At 44.7% G+C, this 17,584-nt stretch carries 20 protein-coding genes; 7 read left to right on the top strand and 13 right to left on the bottom strand.

Annotated elements, in window-relative coordinates:
* Positions 1–3 precede the first annotated feature (3 nt).
* The 10 genes from tolQ to cysS form a co-directional block, all read right to left on the bottom strand.
* Entirely contained in the window at positions 4–687 is a 684-nt protein-coding gene (gene tolQ, locus EAE30_RS12965) for a protein TolQ (protein WP_123016295.1), read from the bottom strand.
* Positions 677–1,084, bottom strand: a complete 408-nt coding sequence (ybgC, locus tag EAE30_RS12970) for a tol-pal system-associated acyl-CoA thioesterase (RefSeq protein ID WP_123016296.1) — start codon at positions 1,082–1,084, stop codon at positions 677–679. Before ybgC ends, tolQ begins: the two co-directional genes overlap by 11 nt.
* A gap of 185 nt (positions 1,085–1,269) precedes the next feature.
* Positions 1,270–1,575 carry a cyd operon protein YbgE gene (ybgE, locus tag EAE30_RS12975; protein WP_261809127.1) on the bottom strand — a complete coding sequence of 102 codons (306 nt, stop codon included), beginning with the start codon at positions 1,573–1,575 and terminating at the stop codon, positions 1,270–1,272.
* Positions 1,568–1,675 (bottom strand): cytochrome bd-I oxidase subunit CydX, encoded by a 108-nt coding sequence (gene cydX / locus EAE30_RS12980; RefSeq protein ID WP_077312632.1) that lies wholly within the window; start codon positions 1,673–1,675, stop codon positions 1,568–1,570. Before cydX ends, ybgE begins: the two co-directional genes overlap by 8 nt.
* An 11-nt stretch (positions 1,676–1,686) precedes the next feature.
* Positions 1,687–2,823, bottom strand: a complete 1,137-nt coding sequence (cydB, locus tag EAE30_RS12985) for a cytochrome d ubiquinol oxidase subunit II (RefSeq protein WP_123016297.1) — start codon at positions 2,821–2,823, stop codon at positions 1,687–1,689.
* Positions 2,824–2,839: 16 nt separating this feature from the next.
* Positions 2,840–4,426, bottom strand: coding sequence for a cytochrome ubiquinol oxidase subunit I (gene cydA, locus EAE30_RS12990; RefSeq protein WP_123016298.1), 1,587 nt, complete (start codon positions 4,424–4,426; stop codon positions 2,840–2,842).
* 460 nt (positions 4,427–4,886) lie between these two features.
* The gene (gene ruvB, locus EAE30_RS12995; protein ID WP_123016299.1) at positions 4,887–5,891 is read right to left on the bottom strand and encodes a Holliday junction branch migration DNA helicase RuvB; all 1,005 of its coding nucleotides are present in this window, start codon (positions 5,889–5,891) and stop codon (positions 4,887–4,889) included.
* Between the two features lie 86 nt (positions 5,892–5,977).
* Positions 5,978–6,592: a Holliday junction branch migration protein RuvA gene (gene ruvA, locus EAE30_RS13000; RefSeq protein WP_123016300.1), complete on the bottom strand. Its 615-nt coding sequence runs from the start codon at positions 6,590–6,592 to the stop codon at positions 5,978–5,980.
* Between the two features lie 123 nt (positions 6,593–6,715).
* Complete coding sequence (gene ruvC, locus EAE30_RS13005) at positions 6,716–7,237, bottom strand: crossover junction endodeoxyribonuclease RuvC (protein WP_123016301.1); 522 nt, start codon at positions 7,235–7,237, stop codon at positions 6,716–6,718.
* A gap of 88 nt (positions 7,238–7,325) precedes the next feature.
* Entirely contained in the window at positions 7,326–8,708 is a 1,383-nt protein-coding gene (gene cysS / locus EAE30_RS13010; RefSeq protein ID WP_123016302.1) for a cysteine--tRNA ligase, read from the bottom strand.
* Between the two features lie 146 nt (positions 8,709–8,854).
* Here cysS and EAE30_RS13015 point away from each other — a divergent pair, with 146 nt between their 5' ends.
* The 3 genes from EAE30_RS13015 to EAE30_RS13025 all read left to right on the top strand — a co-directional run bounded on the left by EAE30_RS13015 (position 8,855) and on the right by EAE30_RS13025 (position 10,679).
* Positions 8,855–9,349 carry a peptidylprolyl isomerase gene (locus tag EAE30_RS13015; protein WP_123016303.1) on the top strand — a complete coding sequence of 165 codons (495 nt, stop codon included), beginning with the start codon at positions 8,855–8,857 and terminating at the stop codon, positions 9,347–9,349.
* A 49-nt stretch (positions 9,350–9,398) separates the two neighbouring features.
* Positions 9,399–10,124, top strand: coding sequence for a UDP-2,3-diacylglucosamine diphosphatase (gene lpxH, locus EAE30_RS13020; RefSeq protein WP_123017375.1), 726 nt, complete (start codon positions 9,399–9,401; stop codon positions 10,122–10,124).
* An 87-nt stretch (positions 10,125–10,211) separates the two neighbouring features.
* The gene (locus EAE30_RS13025; RefSeq protein ID WP_123016304.1) at positions 10,212–10,679 is read left to right on the top strand and encodes a YchJ family protein; all 468 of its coding nucleotides are present in this window, start codon (positions 10,212–10,214) and stop codon (positions 10,677–10,679) included.
* Between the two features lie 60 nt (positions 10,680–10,739).
* Here the strand turns inward: EAE30_RS13025 and EAE30_RS13030 are convergent, their stop codons facing one another.
* Together EAE30_RS13030 and EAE30_RS13035 are read right to left on the bottom strand one after the other, a co-directional pair.
* Positions 10,740–11,414 (bottom strand): DUF2057 family protein, encoded by a 675-nt coding sequence (locus tag EAE30_RS13030; RefSeq protein WP_123016305.1) that lies wholly within the window; start codon positions 11,412–11,414, stop codon positions 10,740–10,742.
* Positions 11,415–11,598: 184 nt separating this feature from the next.
* On the bottom strand, positions 11,599–12,636 hold the full coding sequence (locus EAE30_RS13035; RefSeq protein WP_123016306.1) for a porin: 1,038 nt from the start codon (positions 12,634–12,636) through the stop codon (positions 11,599–11,601).
* Positions 12,637–13,149: 513 nt separating this feature from the next.
* Here EAE30_RS13035 and dinG point away from each other — a divergent pair.
* The 4 genes from dinG (at position 13,150) to xthA (ending at position 16,863) form a co-directional block, all read left to right on the top strand.
* On the top strand, positions 13,150–15,225 hold the full coding sequence (dinG, locus tag EAE30_RS13040; RefSeq protein WP_123016307.1) for an ATP-dependent DNA helicase DinG: 2,076 nt from the start codon (positions 13,150–13,152) through the stop codon (positions 15,223–15,225).
* A 22-nt stretch (positions 15,226–15,247) separates the two neighbouring features.
* Entirely contained in the window at positions 15,248–15,796 is a 549-nt protein-coding gene (locus EAE30_RS13045) for a primosomal replication protein (RefSeq protein WP_123016308.1), read from the top strand.
* Positions 15,797–15,976, top strand: a complete 180-nt coding sequence (rsmS, locus tag EAE30_RS13050) for a pleiotropic regulatory protein RsmS (protein WP_123016309.1) — start codon at positions 15,797–15,799, stop codon at positions 15,974–15,976.
* Positions 15,977–16,056: 80 nt separating this feature from the next.
* Entirely contained in the window at positions 16,057–16,863 is an 807-nt protein-coding gene (xthA, locus tag EAE30_RS13055; protein ID WP_123016310.1) for an exodeoxyribonuclease III, read from the top strand.
* Between the two features lie 49 nt (positions 16,864–16,912).
* Here xthA and EAE30_RS13060 read toward each other — a convergent pair whose 3' ends face one another.
* Positions 16,913–17,584, bottom strand: coding sequence for an ABC transporter permease (locus tag EAE30_RS13060; protein ID WP_123016311.1), 672 nt, complete (start codon positions 17,582–17,584; stop codon positions 16,913–16,915).

Here is a 17,584-nt window from a genome sequence, read left to right on the forward strand (position 1 = left end):
AAATTATTCCTTACCAGCCATCGCTTGGCGATGTAAGATACTGTGAAACTCTTCAGAGAAATTGGCGTAAGCATGTTCCAACTTACTCACTTTGTCCGTTAAACGGTTATACGCAACAACGGCAGGAATCGCAGCAAACAGACCCATTGCCGTGGCGATCAAAGCTTCAGCAATGCCAGGTGCGACCATTGCTAACGTTGCTTGCTTAACTTGTCCAAGGGCAATGAATGAATGCATGATGCCCCATACTGTCCCAAATAGACCAATGTATGGACTGATTGAACCGACCGTCGCTAAGAATGGCAAACTGGTTTCGAGATCTTCAACTTCACGTCCAACAGCGACGCGCATGGCTCGGCTCGTGCCATCCATAACAAAATCGGGGGATGCCGCATTCGATTTATGTAAACGGCCAAATTCAGTAAAGCCGCTGTAGAAAATTTCTTCGGTTCCCGATAACGAATCTTTGCGGGTTTTGCTTTCTTGGTACAAACGCGATAGATCGCTGCCAGACCAAAATTTATCTTCAAACGCATCCGCTTCACGTAGCGCTGTTTTTAATCGTTTACTGCGTTGAAAGATCATGGCCCATGAACACACAGACATTCCCAATAGCAGTAGCATTACAAATTTGACAAGCAAGCTTGCCTCTAAAAACAGGTCTAGGATAGAAATATCAGCATTCACTTGAGATCAACTCCGTGGTTAAAGTGGAAGGCATAGCAATAGGCTTCATGTTTACATTATCAATATATGCTACCTTAACGATGGTTTTACACAATACGTTACCCTCAGGATTGACTAGCTCTTGACAGAAAATCATGGACGCCTTTTTCATATTAGTCACCCAAGTCTTCACAGTGAGTTGATCATCGAGCCGTGCGCCCTTGATAAAATCGATATCCATGTGTCGGACAACAAAGCCGGTGCCTTGTTCCAAAAATGACTGCTGATTCATACCTGCATGGCGCAACATTTCGGTCCGAGCTCGCTCAAAAAACCGCAGATAATTAGCATGATAGACCACACCTCCAGCATCAGTATCTTCATAATAGATACGTACTGGCCATTCAAATATGTTCATGATTGTTGAGCCCCTATTTTTACCTCATACAACTGACTGGTTACTATAACGCAATACTGTGACACGAGTACAAGGCTTAACAGGACTTTTCACGAGGTTCTGATAAAAAAATAGCGCTGTCTCAATAAGACAGCGCTATTGTGTTCATTTCCTCACCAACGCATTACTTTACAATGACTTTCTGATTACGAGAATCTAACCACTGTCAGAACCGTTAAGATGATAAGAGAAAAATATGGACTGAACGTGATTTGCCAAATCCAATGGCGGGGTTTGAATCCAATGCCATAAACGACACTAGAACATACCGCCCAGATCAATAACACGCCTTTCACCATGTTAAAACCACCGATGTGATCAGCGTAGCTGACTGGGTTCCACATCACTAAACCAATGTGGATAAACCCCAGCACAATGGATAACAAGCGCAATGGCCAGTTATCCATTGGAGCATGCCATTTGGCAACACGTTCGGAACAATGACTATTCACTGTCTTCGTCCATCATTTCACGATGTTCTAGCCATAAGGCATTAATGATACCGAATGCACAGGCTAGCAACACCCCTAAAATCCAAGCAAAATACCACATAGACGTGCTCCTTAGTACATTGATTTCTGGTTGTCTTCAATATCTGATTTGCTGATACGACCGAACATTTTGTAGTAACAGAATGCGGTGTATAGCAGGATGATTGGCACAAACACAGCCGCCACACCCGTCATCAGTTTCAACGTCATTTCGCTGGACGTTGCATCCCAAATGGTTAAGCTCACATCTGGGTGAATGCTTGAAGGCATCACAAATGGGAACATCGCGAAACCAGCAGTAAAGATGATACCAACGGTCCCTAAACTTGCCATAATAAAGGCAAATGCGGGTTTGCCGACACGTGAGAACAACGCAGCCAATAATGGCATAGCTACACCCAAGATAGGTGCCGCCCACATTAGCGGATACTCGTGGAAGTTATTCATCCAAGCCCCTGCTTGAGTCATCACGTCTTTATTTAGTGGGTTTGACGCCGCATTGGTATCGATCACGCTGTTGACGATGAAACCATCCAGGTTTTTCACCCAGAAGCCTGCCGCAACAAACAGCACTGCACTCAATACACCAGTGATTTGAGCTAGGCGAGTCGCACGAGCATGCACTTGATCCGAGGCTTTCATTTGTAGCCATGTTGTTCCTTGGTTCAAGAACATCAATACGCTCACGAGACCACACAAGATACCAAATGGATTAAGCAGACCAAAGAAAGTGCCTTTGTAGCTCACCATAAGTAGGTTGTTAATTTCTAGCGGTACACCTTGCAACAAATTACCGAAAGCAACACCAATAATTAACGGTGGAATAAATCCGCTAAGAGAGATCCCGACATCCAACGCTTTACGCCAGCCGTCATCATCAATTTTAGCACGGTACTCTAGGCACAAAGGACGTAGCCATAAAGAAGCTAGCGTTAAAATCATCGCTAGGTAAAAACCGGAAAATGAGGCAGCGTATACCATTGGCCAAGCCGCGAATAACGCGCCACCAGCTGTAACTAACCAAACTTGGTTACCATCCCAGTGTGGTGCGATGGTGTTGATCATCATACGGCGTTCAGTGTTAGTTTTACCGATGAGAGGCACTAAGGCCCCAACACCCATGTCAAAACCGTCAGCAATCGCAAAACCAACGAACAATACACCAATCAGTACCCACCAAATAAATCGTAGGGCTTCGTAGTCAAACATTATCGTCTCTCCTTACTTAAGCTTCTACTTGGCGGTTAACTTTGTCTTCAACAGAGTTACCGTTTTGCTCAAAGTGGTAACGGCCAGTTTTCAAGCTACTTGGACCAGTACGAGAAAATTTAACCATCAAGAATACTTCAACAACCAAGAAGATTGTATAAAGCGCTAGAATCGCCACTAGAGTCGTGATTAATTCACCAGCTGTTAGCGCGGAAGCGGCAACATTGGTTGGTAGAATTTCACCAACAGCCCATGGCTGACGCCCATACTCAGCAACAAACCACCCCGTTTCAACGGCAATCCATGGTAATGGAATGGCAAATAATGCGGCTTTCAATAAAATTGGATGCTGATGGATTTTATTACGGCAAGTTTGGATAAATGCCGCGGCAAAAATCACTAACATAATCACGCCACAACCCACCATGATACGGAACGCCCAGAACAGCGGCCATACTTTCGGGATAGAATCATCCGCCGCGGCTTGGATTTGTTGCTCTGTTGCATCGCTCACATTGTCTGTGTAGCGTTTCAAAAGCAATCCGTAACCTAAGTCGACTTTGGCTTTTTCAAACTCGGCTTTTTCTTCCGGTGTTTGCGTGCCATTACGAAGTTTTTCTAACAATGAGTACGCATACATACCGTTACGAATACGTTCAATGTGTTCTTTACGCAAATCACGCAGACCGTGAACTTCAGTATCTAGCGAGCGAGTCGCAATAATACCGAGAGCCCATGGCACTTGCAGCGCAAATTTCGTTTCTTGCTTAGCCTGATCAGGGAAGCCGATTAAGGTCCAAGCAGCTGGTGCAGGTTGGGTTTCCCACTCACCTTCAATCGCAGCCAGTTTGGTTTTTTGCACATCACCAAGTTCATAGCCGGATTCATCACCAAGGACAATCACAGACAAGACAGCTGCAATACCAAATGATGCCGCAACCGCAAACGAACGACGAGCAAACGGTAGGTCACGACCTTTCAATAGGTAGTAAGAACTGACACCCAGAACGAACATTGCACCAGTGGTATAACCAGCAGCAACGGTATGCACAAATTTAACCTGAGCGACCGGGTTAAAGATGATGTCCGCAAAGCTGACCATTTCCATTCGCATGCTTTCATAATTGAATGTGGAACCTACTGGGTTTTGCATCCAGCCGTTCGCAATCAAAATCCAAAGCGCAGAGAAGTTTGAACCGATCGCCACTAACCACGTAGTTACTAAGTGTTGACGTTTTGATAGACGATCCCAACCGAAGAAGAACAGTCCGACGAAAGTCGATTCAAGGAAAAAGGCAACGAGGGCTTCGATAGCAAGCGGAGCACCAAAAATATCACCCACATAGTGCGAGTAATAAGACCAGTTGGTTCCGAACTGGAATTCCATCGTTAAACCGGTGGAAACACCCAGTGCAAAGTTAATACCGAACAGTTTGCCCCAGAACTTTGTCATGTCCTTGTAGACAGGTTTATCGGTCATTACGTATAGAGACTCCATGATGGCAAGCAAAAATGTCATGCCCAGAGTCAAAGGTACGAATAAGAAGTGATACATCGCTGTCAGCGCAAATTGCAACCGCGATAGATCAACTACGTCAATCATAGTAACTCCTTTGTGTCGGCTGAAAGACACGTTAAATACATTAAAACACCGGCCGCGTTGTATAACTTAACTAATTGTTATAAAAAAGTGACTTATGTTGTTTCAATGTACCAATGTGGTTAGGTAATTGTTAAGCACGAGCTAATATAGCTTGAGCTAATAATACTGTGGAAAACGGAATGTTTCAAAAGGTTTATAGAAGCGACCCACTGTAATAAAAATCAATATTCCGTATTGAAAACCACATAAGACAAATTCTAAATGATCCAGATCAATAGATTAGCGGCCGTCTTGTTACTAATGGGTAAAATATAGAGGTGGGAGGCATTTTTTTACTACATAGTGGTAACAAACCAACAATAAGTTGTCACTTTTATGAGTGGGATAAATGTTTAAAAACGTGATCTTGATCGACCACGTTTTTACAAATATAAATAAATATGACTATTTCTGACGCAATTTATCGGTCAATACCAAAATGTAAATACGCGCGGTCCGAAGCGATGCGTCCACGTGGGGTGCGTTGTAAGTACCCTTGTTGAATTAAGAAAGGTTCTAACACATCTTCAATGGTGTCTTTTTCTTCGCCAATTGCCGCTGCTAAGTTGTCTAGCCCGACCGGCCCGCCTGCAAATTTTTCCATAATCGCGAGCAAAAGTTTGCGGTCCATGTAATCAAATCCTTGATGATCGACATCCAACATATTGAGAGCTTTATCGGCAATATCGGCACTGATATGCCCATCACTTTTTACTTCCGCGTAATCACGCACGCGGCGTAATAAACGATTGGCAATACGGGGTGTCCCACGTGCTCGTCTTGCCACTTCCAGTGCCCCTTCAGGCTCCATCGACAATCCTAAGCATTCAGCACTGCGTTGAACAATAAATTGTAAATCGGCAATTTTGTAATATTCCAATCGTTGAACAATGCCAAACCGATCCCGCAATGGTGACGTTAATGACCCCGCTCGTGTGGTGGCACCAATTAACGTAAATGGCGGCAAATCAATTTTAATGGAGCGCGCTGCTGGGCCCTCGCCAATCATAATATCCAACTGATAATCTTCCATCGCAGGATACAACACTTCTTCAACCACAGGACTAAGACGATGGATCTCATCAATAAATAGCACGTCGTTTTCTTCAAGATTGGTTAGCAGAGCCGCTAAATCCCCGGCTTTCTCCAAGACCGGTCCTGACGTCGTCCGTATATTCACATCCATCTCGTTCGCCACGATGTTGGCCAATGTAGTTTTTCCTAACCCAGGAGGACCAAAAATCAGCAGATGGTCGAGCGCCTCACTGCGCTTTTGCGCAGCTTGAATAAAGATTTCCATCTGATCTCGCACATGATCTTGTCCTCGATAATCCGTTAGCTTTTTAGGACGAATAGCGCGGTCAATCAGTTCCTCTTCTTTATAAGTCGGATTTTCAGCGGCAATTAGGCGATCAGCTTCAATCATGAATGGTTTCCTAAACAATGACAGGCGAGAGATTACGTCGCCTGTTTATAGCACTAAATATAAGATGGCAGTATCAACAATACCATTTACACCATGGATTTTAATGCATCACGAATCAATTGTTCACTCGTCATGCCTGGCTTAGCGATTTGCTGGACCACCTTCTCCGCTTGAGCAGCTTTATACCCCAGTACCAGTAATGCGCTCATGGCTTCTTCTTCTGCGCTTTGATCCACACCGGCTAAATTATCCAGTGGAGCGGCATTCGTTGCTGGTGTAAACAGATCGCCCGCACCCCACCCCTTCAGACGGTCACGCATTTCAATCACCAAACGTTCCGCTGTTTTCTTACCTACACCGGGAAGTTTTATCAGCGTCGAGATGTCTTCATGCTCAACACAAGACACAAATTGGCTCGCGGTCATCCCCGATAAAATCGCTAATCCCATCTTAGGTCCCACGCCATTCGCTTTGATCACTTCACGAAATAAGGCACGCTCGCCTACAGAGCTAAAGCCGTAGAGTAACTGCGCATCTTCACGAACGACAAAATGCGTATAGATCATCGCTTCTTGTCCTATCTCTGGCAGTTCATAAAAACAGCTCATAGGCATTTGTACTTCGTAGCCAACACCATTGACTTCGATAAGAATTTCGGGAGGTTGTTTTTCAAGTAATGTGCCGCGTAAACGTCCAATCACGGGAGGTCCTTTTGGATCGATGAAACATATCAATGATGATAATCAATAACTGGATGGATAGCCAGTAAAACCGCGCAACGAGGCATTGCTCGTTGACGAATTGGACTGGCGATGCTCGGTTCTCTAGCGGTAACGACCTTTACGTGCACTGGTTGCTTTTCCTGCCAAGGCGACTAACGTTTTATTAGTATTGGCATGGCAGATCGCCACTCCGAGCGCATCAGCGGCATCTGCTTGTGGTGTTGCAGGGAGTTTTAGCATTTGTTTGACCATATGTTGGACTTGAGCTTTATCGGCCCCGCCAGTCCCGACCACCGCTTGCTTAATTAAACGCGCCGCATACTCAAATACAGGCAAATCCGCGTTGACCGCAGCAACAATAGCACTGCCCCGTGCTTGCCCTAACTTAAGGGCTGAATCCGCATTTTTTGCCATAAACACTTGCTCAATCGCAAAGACATCAGGCTGAAATTGAGTAATGATTTCGGACACACCCGCATAAATTTGTTTTAAGCGTTGTGGTAAGCCACCATCGGATGTGCGAATGCAGCCACTGCCTAAATATTCTAAATGTCGCCCTTGTTGGCGAATCACACCATACCCAGTAATACGTGACCCTGGGTCAATACCTAAAATGATTGCCATAAGTGGAATTATTGCCTCTTTTATCGTCTAAGATGACTGACTTAATCAGTCCATAAAACAACAAAGTGGGCCGCAGCCCACTCTGTCTTTACTTACGACGCCAAGTCGTACCACCCGGGCCATCTTCAAGGATGATGCCCATCTCATGCAGCTTATCGCGTGCCAGATCGGCGTTTGCCCAATCTTTGGATGCGCGAGAATCATTACGCAATGTGATCAGCGCTTCAATCTCTGCTGCATCTTCATCGTTGCCAGCACCATTTTGTAAGAATTGCTCGGGATCTTGATGAAGAATACCAATCACATCCGCTAATTCGCGCATTAACGCACCTAACGCACTCGCATGTTCAAGATTATCCCCTTTTAGACGATTGACTTCACGCGCCATATCAAACAGCACTGAATATGCTTCAGGAGTATTAAAATCATCATTCATCGCTTGAGTAAAGCGAGTGACATATTCGTCATGATGAACAGGTTCAACGTTCGCATCAAGGCCACGAAGAGACGTATATAAACGCTCTAATGCTGAACGCGCTTGTTTTAGGTTATCTTCTGAGTAATTCAGCGGACTGCGATAATGACCCGACATCAAAAAGTAACGAACCGTTTCTGCATCATAGTGTTGCAACACATCACGAATAGTAAAAAAGTTACCCAGTGATTTTGACATTTTCTCCTGATCAATCATCACCATGCCACTATGCATCCAGGTGTTGACATATTGGGTATCGTGCGCGCAGCAAGACTGAGCAATTTCATTTTCATGATGCGGGAATTGTAGGTCGGAGCCGCCACCATGAATATCGAAATGCTCGCCAAGAATTGAAGAGTTCATCGCCGAACACTCAATGTGCCAACCCGGGCGACCTTGTCCCCATGGCGAGTCCCACATTGGTTCGCCTGGTTTCGACATTTTCCAAACCACAAAGTCCATTGGGCTGCGTTTCGCCGCTTCAATGTCCACACGTGCGCCTGCCTGCAACTGCTCTAAGTTTTGTCCAGACAGTTTTCCATAGTCGGCATATTTGGCGACTTCAAACATCACATCACCATTGTCGGCAACGTATGCAAAGCCTTTTTCGATCAACTTTTCAACTAATTCAATGATTTGCGGAATAAACTTCGTCGCGCGCGGCTCAATGTCAGGACGACGCATATTGAGCGCATCAAAATCAGCGTACATTTCTCCGATTAAACGCTCAGTCAGGTCATCGCAACTTTCGTTATTGTCTGCCGCACGTTTTATAATCTTGTCATCAATATCAGTAATGTTACGTACGTACGTTAGGTCATAACCTAAATAACGTAGGTAACGCGATACAACATCAAAAGACACAAAGGTACGACCGTGCCCAATGTGACAGAGATCATAAATGGTGACTCCACAAACATACATGCCAACTTTACCGGCAACGATGGGCTTAAATTCCTCTTTCTGTCGTGTAAGCGTGTTATATATCTTCAGCATGATCTCTATCTATTTAATCTATAAAAACGAATAAGGTGAGACAGTATAACAACTCTCATCGCCCTCGGTCATCCATTTGGTGTTTTGAATCGGCAAAAAGTTACGTTAGAATTGGATTTCTTACAAACAAAGCAAAGGTAATGCTCATGATCACCCTTCACACTAACTTTGGTGACATTAAAATTCAATTGAACGAAGAAAAAGCGCCAGAAACCAGTGCAAACTTTTTGCAGTACTGCCGTGATGGTTTTTACGACAATACACTATTTCACCGTGTTATCGATGGCTTTATGGTTCAAGGTGGCGGCATGACCTCTGGCCTGAAAGAAAAACCAAGCCGTGAGTCGATTCGTAACGAAGCGAATAACGGTCTGAGCAATAAAGTGGGTACGTTAGCCATGGCACGTACTATGGATCCGCATTCTGCGAGTTCACAGTTCTTCATCAACGTCAATGACAACACATTCCTCGACCACCGCTCTGAAACCATGAATGGCTGGGGTTACTGTGTGTTTGCAGAAGTGGTTGAAGGTATGGACGTGGTTAACGCGATTAAAGGTGTTAGCACAGGTTCAATGGGTATGCACCAAGACGTACCGCTAGAAGAAGTTGTGATTACTGGCACGACTATCGAAGAATAATTTTATGACGAAGCGTCTATTACTAGGCGCTTCCTTTGATCTGACACTTATGCATAAAACATTTTTTATATCCGATCTTCATCTCACTCCTTCTCGCCCTGATATTACTGCGTGTTTTCTCCATTTCATGCGTTATGAAGCCATTCATTGCGATGCGCTGTATGTGCTCGGTGATCTGTTTGATTTTTGGGTGGGTGATGATGATAACAGCCCGTTTGCTAAGCAGGTTCGCGCTGCTTTTCAAGCGCTGACCTCGTCAGGGGTTCCGTGTTATTTCATTCAAGGCAATCGCGATTTTTTACTTGGTAAACGGTTTGCACGGCAAACGGGCGTCACATTATTACCCGAAGAGCATGTGATTGAGCTGTATGGTCGCAAAGCGGTGATTCTCCATGGCGATACGTTATGCACCGCCGATGTCAGTTATCAAGCTTTTCGTAAAAAGGTCCATCAACCTTGGTTGCAATTTATCTTTAACCGTTTGCCTATGGTCTTAAAACGCAAAATTGTCTCGCGTATACAATCGGATATCCGTAGCGATAAACAGACCAAACAGCTTGAAATCATGGATGTCACTCCATATGAAGTGGTGCAAGTCATGCACAAGCATCAGGTCGATCTTATGATTCATGGTCATACTCATCGGCCCAACATCCATCATGATGAAGTGCATCAGCAAACTCGAATCGTGTTAGGGGATTGGTACGAACAAGGCTCCGTATTAGTCGTCACACCGGACGACTACGCTTTAGAGCATCGAGATTTTACACTATAACGCGTTTATCCCGTTGAACGAATATCCATTGATAGCGTTCAGTGGACAAGGTATCCGAGACTCATCAACGAACTGCGATAACTATTTATGAATACATGTCCATGTGGCTCTGGGGCATCTTATACGGATTGCTGCCAACCAATTCACCTCAACCCGAGTAACGCCCTACTTCCAGAACAATTAATGCGAGCGCGCTATTGTGCCCATGTGCTGGGCTTAGTTGACTTTGTCATCGAGACGTATCACCCATCCTGCCAAGCAGAACAAGAGCGTGAGCAGATCGCGGCGTCAGTGCAAAGCCAATGGTTAAAGTTAGAGGTATTGGGACACGCCAAAGGGTCCCATGAAGATGAAGGGTTCGTGCATTTCAAAGCCCATTTCTCCGATGGACAGCAAGCCCACTGTTTAGAAGAGAATTCACGTTTCCTTCGCCATAATCATCGCTGGTACTATATTGATGGAACCTTCCCAGACACTCCCCTGCAGCCGAAAATCGGACGCAATGACCCGTGTCGATGTGGCAGTGGCAAAAAATTTAAGAAATGTTGCGGCTAAACTTGGGTTGCTTCTGTAAAAAAGCCAGCCTGTTAAAGGCTGGCTTTTTCGGTGTCTTTTTTACTCTTGATCGATAATCCATTTACGGAATGCTTTACGCTCTTGAGGCGATGACTTTTTATACCATAGCTTAAGCTGTTTTAGGTTAGTCACATTTGCATTGGAAGACAGAGCTTTCTTTCCTGCCGAGGCGGATGCCTCTGTCGACGAGCTCTTCGCTTGACTTAACACCACTGCGCCACTCGTCAATACAGCAGGTCCCATTGTTTGGTTATAGCGCTGCACTTCTGCCACATAATCACGTCCAAACTGAACCCCCTCTTTTTCTAGCTTGTCTTGAGCGATCACCACATTCTGATTCTTATCATCGACTAAGGACCAATCCATATGAGTAATGCTTTGACGTGCTTGCTCAAGATTGCGGTATTCTGGCAGTTTAAACGTTAACGACGTATCACTGGCCTTGATCTTAGCCACATAAACGTCGCTGTACGCCTTACGTAAATCCGATTTGTGTACAGTAAACGTTGGAATGTACTGAAAGACAATCTGGTTGATGCCGTCTTTTAGTTCCTCATTATCTGAAGGAAACAATCCTTTCGCCTTTTCTGGCGCTTCGCCGTTAACCGCTAATAAGTCAACATTTTGCGGGATCTGTAAAACGACTTTCGCATTAGCAACGCTTGATAAGCCGACGAACGAGAACGCGAGAAGCAGTGCTGCTGATTTTTTCATCTGAATTCCTTTATAAACATGCAATGTACATTCATTTGTTTGCCAAGCATTGTAACGAAACCATTAAAAATTTCATCAGCTTCTCACTGCTCATCGAGGCGTAAATCATACAATTGCTACATTAATTGGATAAAAAAAGCTCGGCCAATGCCGAGCTTTTATCAATCGTTCACTTTAACAGCGATTACCAGTATAGACGAGTACCGATGCCGTAGTAACGGTCTGTGCCGTAACGGTTATCATCAGAGATACCTGTTTCTACGTATAGCTTAGACCAGCTTGCGTATTGGTAAAGTACACCTGCGTAAGTGTTGTTGTAAGTGTTGTCTTCTTCTTGGAAGTCATCGATGTACTCGAAGCCACCAAATACTGATGTTTTCTTAGTCACGCTGTAAGAACCAGCAACAACGTAAGAGTCAGTGTTTAGCGTGGTGTTAGTGTTCGCCGTATCATCTTCAACTTTTGCGTGCCAGTAAGTCGTACCTAGGTTCCAACCTTCACCGTTGTAGTTTACAGTCAACATACCGTGAGTCAAGGTTGTGTCTTTAGTTGCCGCTGGTTTTACTTTCGCTTTACCATTGTCAGCAACTACTGACGCGTCTGTTGATGTTTCGTCACGTTGGTAACCAAGGCCACCGTAAACATCGAAGTTACCGAACGTAGTACCTGCGTATAGTTCAGCCGTTTCTGGATCAGACTTACCGTTGTCGTAAGAGTATGCTGCGCGAACCCAACCACTGTCATTTTGGAAAGAGTACTTAAGCATTGCATCTTGCAGCCAGTTCATGTCGTAACCGTCCGCTTCAGGAAGTACGCTGTAACCCCAACCGATGTAGTCGTTTTCGACGCCCCAGATATCATCTGTAAGGATAGATTGTTTACCCAGTGTTAGTGTTCCGTAGTCTTTTGACGCGAAACCAATGTAGTGTTTACGGTTATCACCACTGTTAGTTTGGCCAATACCAAACTCGACTGTTGCAAGCACATCCAAATCGCTTGAAACCGCGTAACGAGCATTAACACCAGCACGAGAAGAACCAGAAGAAACGCTTGTTGATGTTTGCGTACTTTTCAGTTTGCCAGCGTCATAGCTGATCTGTTTGATTTCTTCGCGAAGTTGACCATAAAAATCTACCGATGCGGTATCTGTTTTTAGGATCTCAGCTGCGTTAACTGAACCTGCTGATGCAAGTACCGCTAGAGCGATCAGAGTCTTTTTCATAATAATCCACTGCCTTTTCTAAGTTAGGGAGTCGTTCCTGAATCCCACATATTTTTTTCGATGAAGGTTTGCAACTCTGCGACTAATTAAGGTGCCGCTTTGTAATGCGAGCTTTAGACTGCAAAAGAATATGCTAAGTGTCAAACTAACTAAAAAAAATCGCAAAAAAACATAAAAAACCAATAATTTCAAAAAGTTAAACAAAAAATTATCTCAACATAGTTCAAAAAACGAGCAAAAACATCAAGACATGTCACTATCAAATAGTAAGCACAACCGGATAATTATCTCATTTTAATGTAAATCAACGTCAATAATCAGAGTTTTATAAAGACAAACCCCTCTTTTTCGTACTTTATTCCATAAATCTTATTGCTTTATCCATCAATAATAAGGTTCAATCTTTTTTTGTGAACACGATCAGTTTTTTATTTAAAACAGTGTTGTTTTACAAATTTATCATCGTAAATCAAACTGTGTTAAAATGATTTTCAGTGATCATTGAGTACCGTTATGTTGACCCCAACCATCCAAAAACACATAAAAAGCAGCTATCAAAATCTCCAAGCGCAACTTGATAATTTTATTCCACGACGCGCCCAAAACTACTTAGTCGCAGATATCGCAAAAACCTTATGTGGTGAGTACCATAAAACGCATCGTATGCTCGTCGCTGAAGCCGGTACGGGTATTGGCAAATCGCTGGCTTACTTGATGGGCGCTATTCCTGTCGCCGTTCTTAATAATCGCAAAGTGGTGATTTCCACGGCAACCGTGGCGCTGCAAGAGCAGTTGCTCAATAAAGACCTTCCATTATATCGTCGCCTTACGGAACTCGATTTTTCTTTTATCGTTGCAAAAGGTAGGCAGCGTTATTGCTGTGCAGAAAAGTTGGCCGTCGCCTCAGGGGCCGGTGGTGGTCAGATGGCCATGTTTGAGAGTAAGCCTCAAACAAAAGATGTCGAATTGCTACAATCGCTCTATCAATCACTGGCCACAAATAAATGGGACGGTGATAGAGATGCTTGGCCTGACCCGATTCCGCAAGAGCTTTGGAATATGATCGTCAGCGATAAACATACGTGTAATCATGGGTTTACAGCTCATCGACACTGTCCATTTCAAAAAGCACGCTCGGAGCTGGATAAAAATGATGTCGTGATTGCCAATCACAGTTTGGTGATGGCGGATGCAGAATTGGGGGGCGGAGTAATCCTACCTGAACCCGAACAAACGATTTACGTGTTTGATGAAGCGCACCATTTACCACACGTAGCCCGAGACCATGCCGCTGCTTTTGCATCCTTGAAAGGCGCGGCCAATTGGCTCGAAAAACTGAATCAATCCTTGAGTAAGTTTGCCGCTTTAGCGGATGAAAAACGGGTGGCTCGCTTTCGTCAACAAGCTCAAGAGTCCTTTCAGGCCTTAATTCCCGAGCTATCTCGCTTGCCAAACCAGTTCTCAGCTGAACAATTTGAAGAAGGTATCTACCGATTTGAAAATGGCGAGCTGCCTACTTGGCTGGATGAACTCTCTCGGCAGCTAAAAAAAGACAGTCAAAAGGCGACGCAATCCGTTGGTAAAATCACCGACCTCATTTCAGAACGCGTACGAGAGGGAGAACTTGCCTCTCGGCTTGCAGAACCCGCTTTATCAGAATTAGGGTTTTACATACAGCGCTTGGAAAACCTTCAGCAAGTTTGGCACCTTATGGCTGAACCTCGTCAAGAGAAAGGCGCTCCTCTTGCGCGCTGGTTAGAAGTGAGCAAGGATAAAGACCAAGACTTTATCGTCCATGTTTCCCCGTTAGAAATTGGCTGGCAGTTGGACCAAAAGATTTGGTCACGCTGTGTCGGGGCAATTATGGTCTCAGCGACGATGCGTGCGCTTAATTCATTCCAGTTCTTCTGCCGCCAAGCCGGCATTAGTATGAAAGAAGAAGATGGTGTGCGCTTTCTGGCCTTGGCTTCACCTTTCGATTATGCCGCGAACGGTACCTTACACGTCCCTGCGATGCAGTATGAACCGAATGCACCACAATTTACTCAGTATCTTGCGGAACACCTAATCGAATACCTGCAAGCTGACCAAGCAAATTTAGTATTGTTCTCATCTTATTGGCAAATGAAAGAAGTGGCTGAGCATATAAAGTCAGCCTGTCGTAAGAAAGGTTGGACGCTACAAATCCAAGGTGATAAATCTCGCACAGAAATTCTAAAAAAACATAAAAATCTAATTAAACAACAAAAAACCAGCATATTATTTGGTACAGGTAGTTTTTCAGAGGGATTAGATTTGCCTGGCGATTTACTCCAAAACCTGGTGATTACGAAAATACCGTTTTCGGTTCCCACCTCGCCGGTTGAGCAAGCGCATGCCGAATATATTCAATCGCGTGGCGGCAACCCTTTCCTACAAATTACAGTACCCGATGCCAGCAAGAAGCTGATACAATCTGTGGGCCGTTTGCTGCGCAAAGAAAATGATAGTGGACGCATTGTATTACTTGATCGCCGAGTGGTGTCAAAACGCTATGGTAAGCAGTTGCTCGATTCGCTCCCTCCTTTCAAACGTGTGATTGATTACTAGTTTCCTATTATGAGTAAGTGATATGAAAGATTTAAGCCAGCTTAGTCAAATTATCGATACCTTAGCAACGCAAGCCGCGGCGCTAGACAGGCAACGTGGCGAGCACCACCAGCCTTTATTTGATGGTGTGTTGTTTCATTGTCACGCCAAGCTCGTCACCCCCTGCGTAGAAGAAACAAGAAGCACCCTCGATTCCATCACGCGAGAACAAGCGTCACAGCGTTTAACCGCCAGTCGAGCGGAATATCTCACCGAACGCTTAATCGCTCAGATCAGCGCCATTCAACGTGAACTGTCAACGACCACGATTCGTCATGCCGAGCCGAAGCATTCGTCATACTATCGCAAGCCAATTAATGTGCTTTATCAAGATCTCGCTCGCCATCAAGAGTGGGAACGTCGCCTCGCGGAAATGGTGAGGGATAAACAATATTTACTCGATAGTGCCAGTCTCACGGACAAAACCGCTGCTCAGCAAGCGCTCGTCGCGGTTGAACAACGTTTAAAACGCTGCCAAGACGCGAAAGCAAACATTGAAAAACAAATCACCTACCGAGAGAGAAATCAGTAAATGAGTGACTCCCCTTCCCCTTTGGATCGTGCTCCCGATGATGTAAAACTGGCCGTCGATTTAATTTACTTACTCGAAAGTAATGAGGTTGATCCGCACACCGCGTTATCAGCACTGGAGATGGTCAAACGCGATTTACAAACAAAAATGACCGCAAAAGCGACGACTGACACACCCTAAGTCATCATCAGTCGCGACTTGTTACCACAAAGAAGCATGGTAATATGAATGCAACCCTAACAGTGAGCACAGGATCCCTTATGAAAGTCGTCAGTTTTAATATCAACGGACTGCGTGCACGTTTGCATCAATTACAAGCGTTAATCGACAAACACCAACCCGACGTCATTGGTCTCCAAGAAATCAAAGTCCATAATGATGCGTTTCCTATAGAAGCGGTAAAAGCCATGGGATACCACGTCTACTATCATGGACAAAAAGCGCATTACGGTGTGGCAATGTTGTGTAAAAAAGAGCCTATTCACGTCCAATACGGCTTTCCAACCGATAATGACGATCATCAAAAACGTATGATCATGACCACCTTGGCTGATGAAAATGGCCATAAAACTACGGTGTTAAACGGCTACTTCCCTCAAGGCGATAATATTCATCACGAAACGAAGTACCCATATAAACGCCAGTTTTATCGGGATTTAATGACATATTTAACCTCTCATCACACTCCAGAAGACAACGTCATTGTGATGGGCGATATTAATATTAGTCCGCTAGATTTAGACATTGGTATCGGTGAAGCCAACCGTAAACGTTGGTTAAAAACCGGGAAGTGTTCATTCCAACCAGAAGAACGTGAATGGTTGAAAACGTTGCTTGATTGGGGATTCATTGACACCTATCGTCAACTTTACCCAAGCGTGGATAGTGAGTTCTCGTGGTTTGACTATCGCTCACGTGGCTTTGGTGATAATCGTGGCCTACGTATTGATGTCATTCTGGCAACGGGCAATCTTGCGAAACAATGCCAAGAGTCGGGAATCGACTATGAATTACGTGGCATCGAGAAACCGTCTGACCATGCCCCAATCTGGTCAACCTTCGCTTAACGTTTCCCCGATTATACACAGCATACCGCCAAGTAGCGGTATGCTTGTACTACACATGCAGGTAAGCTAAATATTTCTTCTCTGCCCACTTAAAACCACCAATGAGTAGTAAACTCAAACACATATAGCCAATGCGTGCCGTTAAAAAGGCTTCAAATGGTGCGTAGTAGCGTGCATTGACGAGGCGGGCAGCGCCTGTCAAATCCATAATGGTAATAATCCCAGCGACAGCACTGCCGTGTAACATGAAAATCACTTCATTACTGTAGGCAGGTAATGCTCTTCGCATAGCGCCGGGCAAGATAATACGTTGATAAATTTTCATGGTGCTCATACCGAATGCTCGACCCGCTTCAATTTCTCCACTCGGCAATCCATTAATCGCGCCGCGGATGATTTCTGCAGTATAGGCTGCGGTGTTTAACACAAAAGATACCAAGGCACAAAACCACGCATTTTCCCACCAAGTCCCCACGACCGTTATAAATTGGTTCAGGCCATAGTATATGAGATACAACTGGATAAGCAGCGGCGTACCGCGGAAATAGTAGATGTAAGCCCAACTGGGCCAGCGTAAGATTGGCCGTGTACTATTACGCAATAAGGCGAGTGGAATGGCGCATACGATCTCTAGCAGTAACGAAGCCCCCACCAACCAAGCCGTTGTCCACATGCCTTGTAAATACAAGGGCAAATTATCAGTAATGACCGTCATATCCAT

It is taken from the genome of Vibrio zhugei (assembly GCF_003716875.1).
Taxonomy (GTDB): Bacteria; Pseudomonadota; Gammaproteobacteria; order Enterobacterales; family Vibrionaceae; genus Vibrio; species Vibrio zhugei.

What these genes read in the sequence shown, in the direction of transcription:
- ybgC (WP_123016296.1), bottom strand. Translation starts at nt 1,084, where the DNA reads ATGAACATATTTGAATGGCCAGTACGTATCTATTATGAAGATACTGAT.
- cydX (WP_077312632.1), bottom strand. Translation starts at nt 1,675, where the DNA reads ATGTGGTATTTTGCTTGGATTTTAGGGGTGTTGCTAGCCTGTGCATTC.
- cydB (WP_123016297.1), bottom strand. Translation starts at nt 2,823, where the DNA reads ATGTTTGACTACGAAGCCCTACGATTTATTTGGTGGGTACTGATTGGT.
- cydA (WP_123016298.1), bottom strand. Translation starts at nt 4,426, where the DNA reads ATGATTGACGTAGTTGATCTATCGCGGTTGCAATTTGCGCTGACAGCG.
- ruvB (WP_123016299.1), bottom strand. Translation starts at nt 5,891, where the DNA reads ATGATTGAAGCTGATCGCCTAATTGCCGCTGAAAATCCGACTTATAAA.
- ruvC (WP_123016301.1), bottom strand. Translation starts at nt 7,237, where the DNA reads ATGGCAATCATTTTAGGTATTGACCCAGGGTCACGTATTACTGGGTAT.
- cysS (WP_123016302.1), bottom strand. Translation starts at nt 8,708, where the DNA reads ATGCTGAAGATATATAACACGCTTACACGACAGAAAGAGGAATTTAAG.
- EAE30_RS13015 (WP_123016303.1), top strand. Translation starts at nt 8,855, where the DNA reads ATGATCACCCTTCACACTAACTTTGGTGACATTAAAATTCAATTGAAC.
- lpxH (WP_123017375.1), top strand. Translation starts at nt 9,399, where the DNA reads ATGCATAAAACATTTTTTATATCCGATCTTCATCTCACTCCTTCTCGC.
- EAE30_RS13025 (WP_123016304.1), top strand. Translation starts at nt 10,212, where the DNA reads ATGAATACATGTCCATGTGGCTCTGGGGCATCTTATACGGATTGCTGC.
- EAE30_RS13030 (WP_123016305.1), bottom strand. Translation starts at nt 11,414, where the DNA reads ATGAAAAAATCAGCAGCACTGCTTCTCGCGTTCTCGTTCGTCGGCTTA.
- EAE30_RS13035 (WP_123016306.1), bottom strand. Translation starts at nt 12,636, where the DNA reads ATGAAAAAGACTCTGATCGCTCTAGCGGTACTTGCATCAGCAGGTTCA.
- dinG (WP_123016307.1), top strand. Translation starts at nt 13,150, where the DNA reads ATGTTGACCCCAACCATCCAAAAACACATAAAAAGCAGCTATCAAAAT.
- EAE30_RS13045 (WP_123016308.1), top strand. Translation starts at nt 15,248, where the DNA reads ATGAAAGATTTAAGCCAGCTTAGTCAAATTATCGATACCTTAGCAACG.
- rsmS (WP_123016309.1), top strand. Translation starts at nt 15,797, where the DNA reads ATGAGTGACTCCCCTTCCCCTTTGGATCGTGCTCCCGATGATGTAAAA.
- xthA (WP_123016310.1), top strand. Translation starts at nt 16,057, where the DNA reads ATGAAAGTCGTCAGTTTTAATATCAACGGACTGCGTGCACGTTTGCAT.
- EAE30_RS13060 (WP_123016311.1), bottom strand. Translation starts at nt 17,584, where the DNA reads ATGGATATGACGGTCATTACTGATAATTTGCCCTTGTATTTACAAGGC.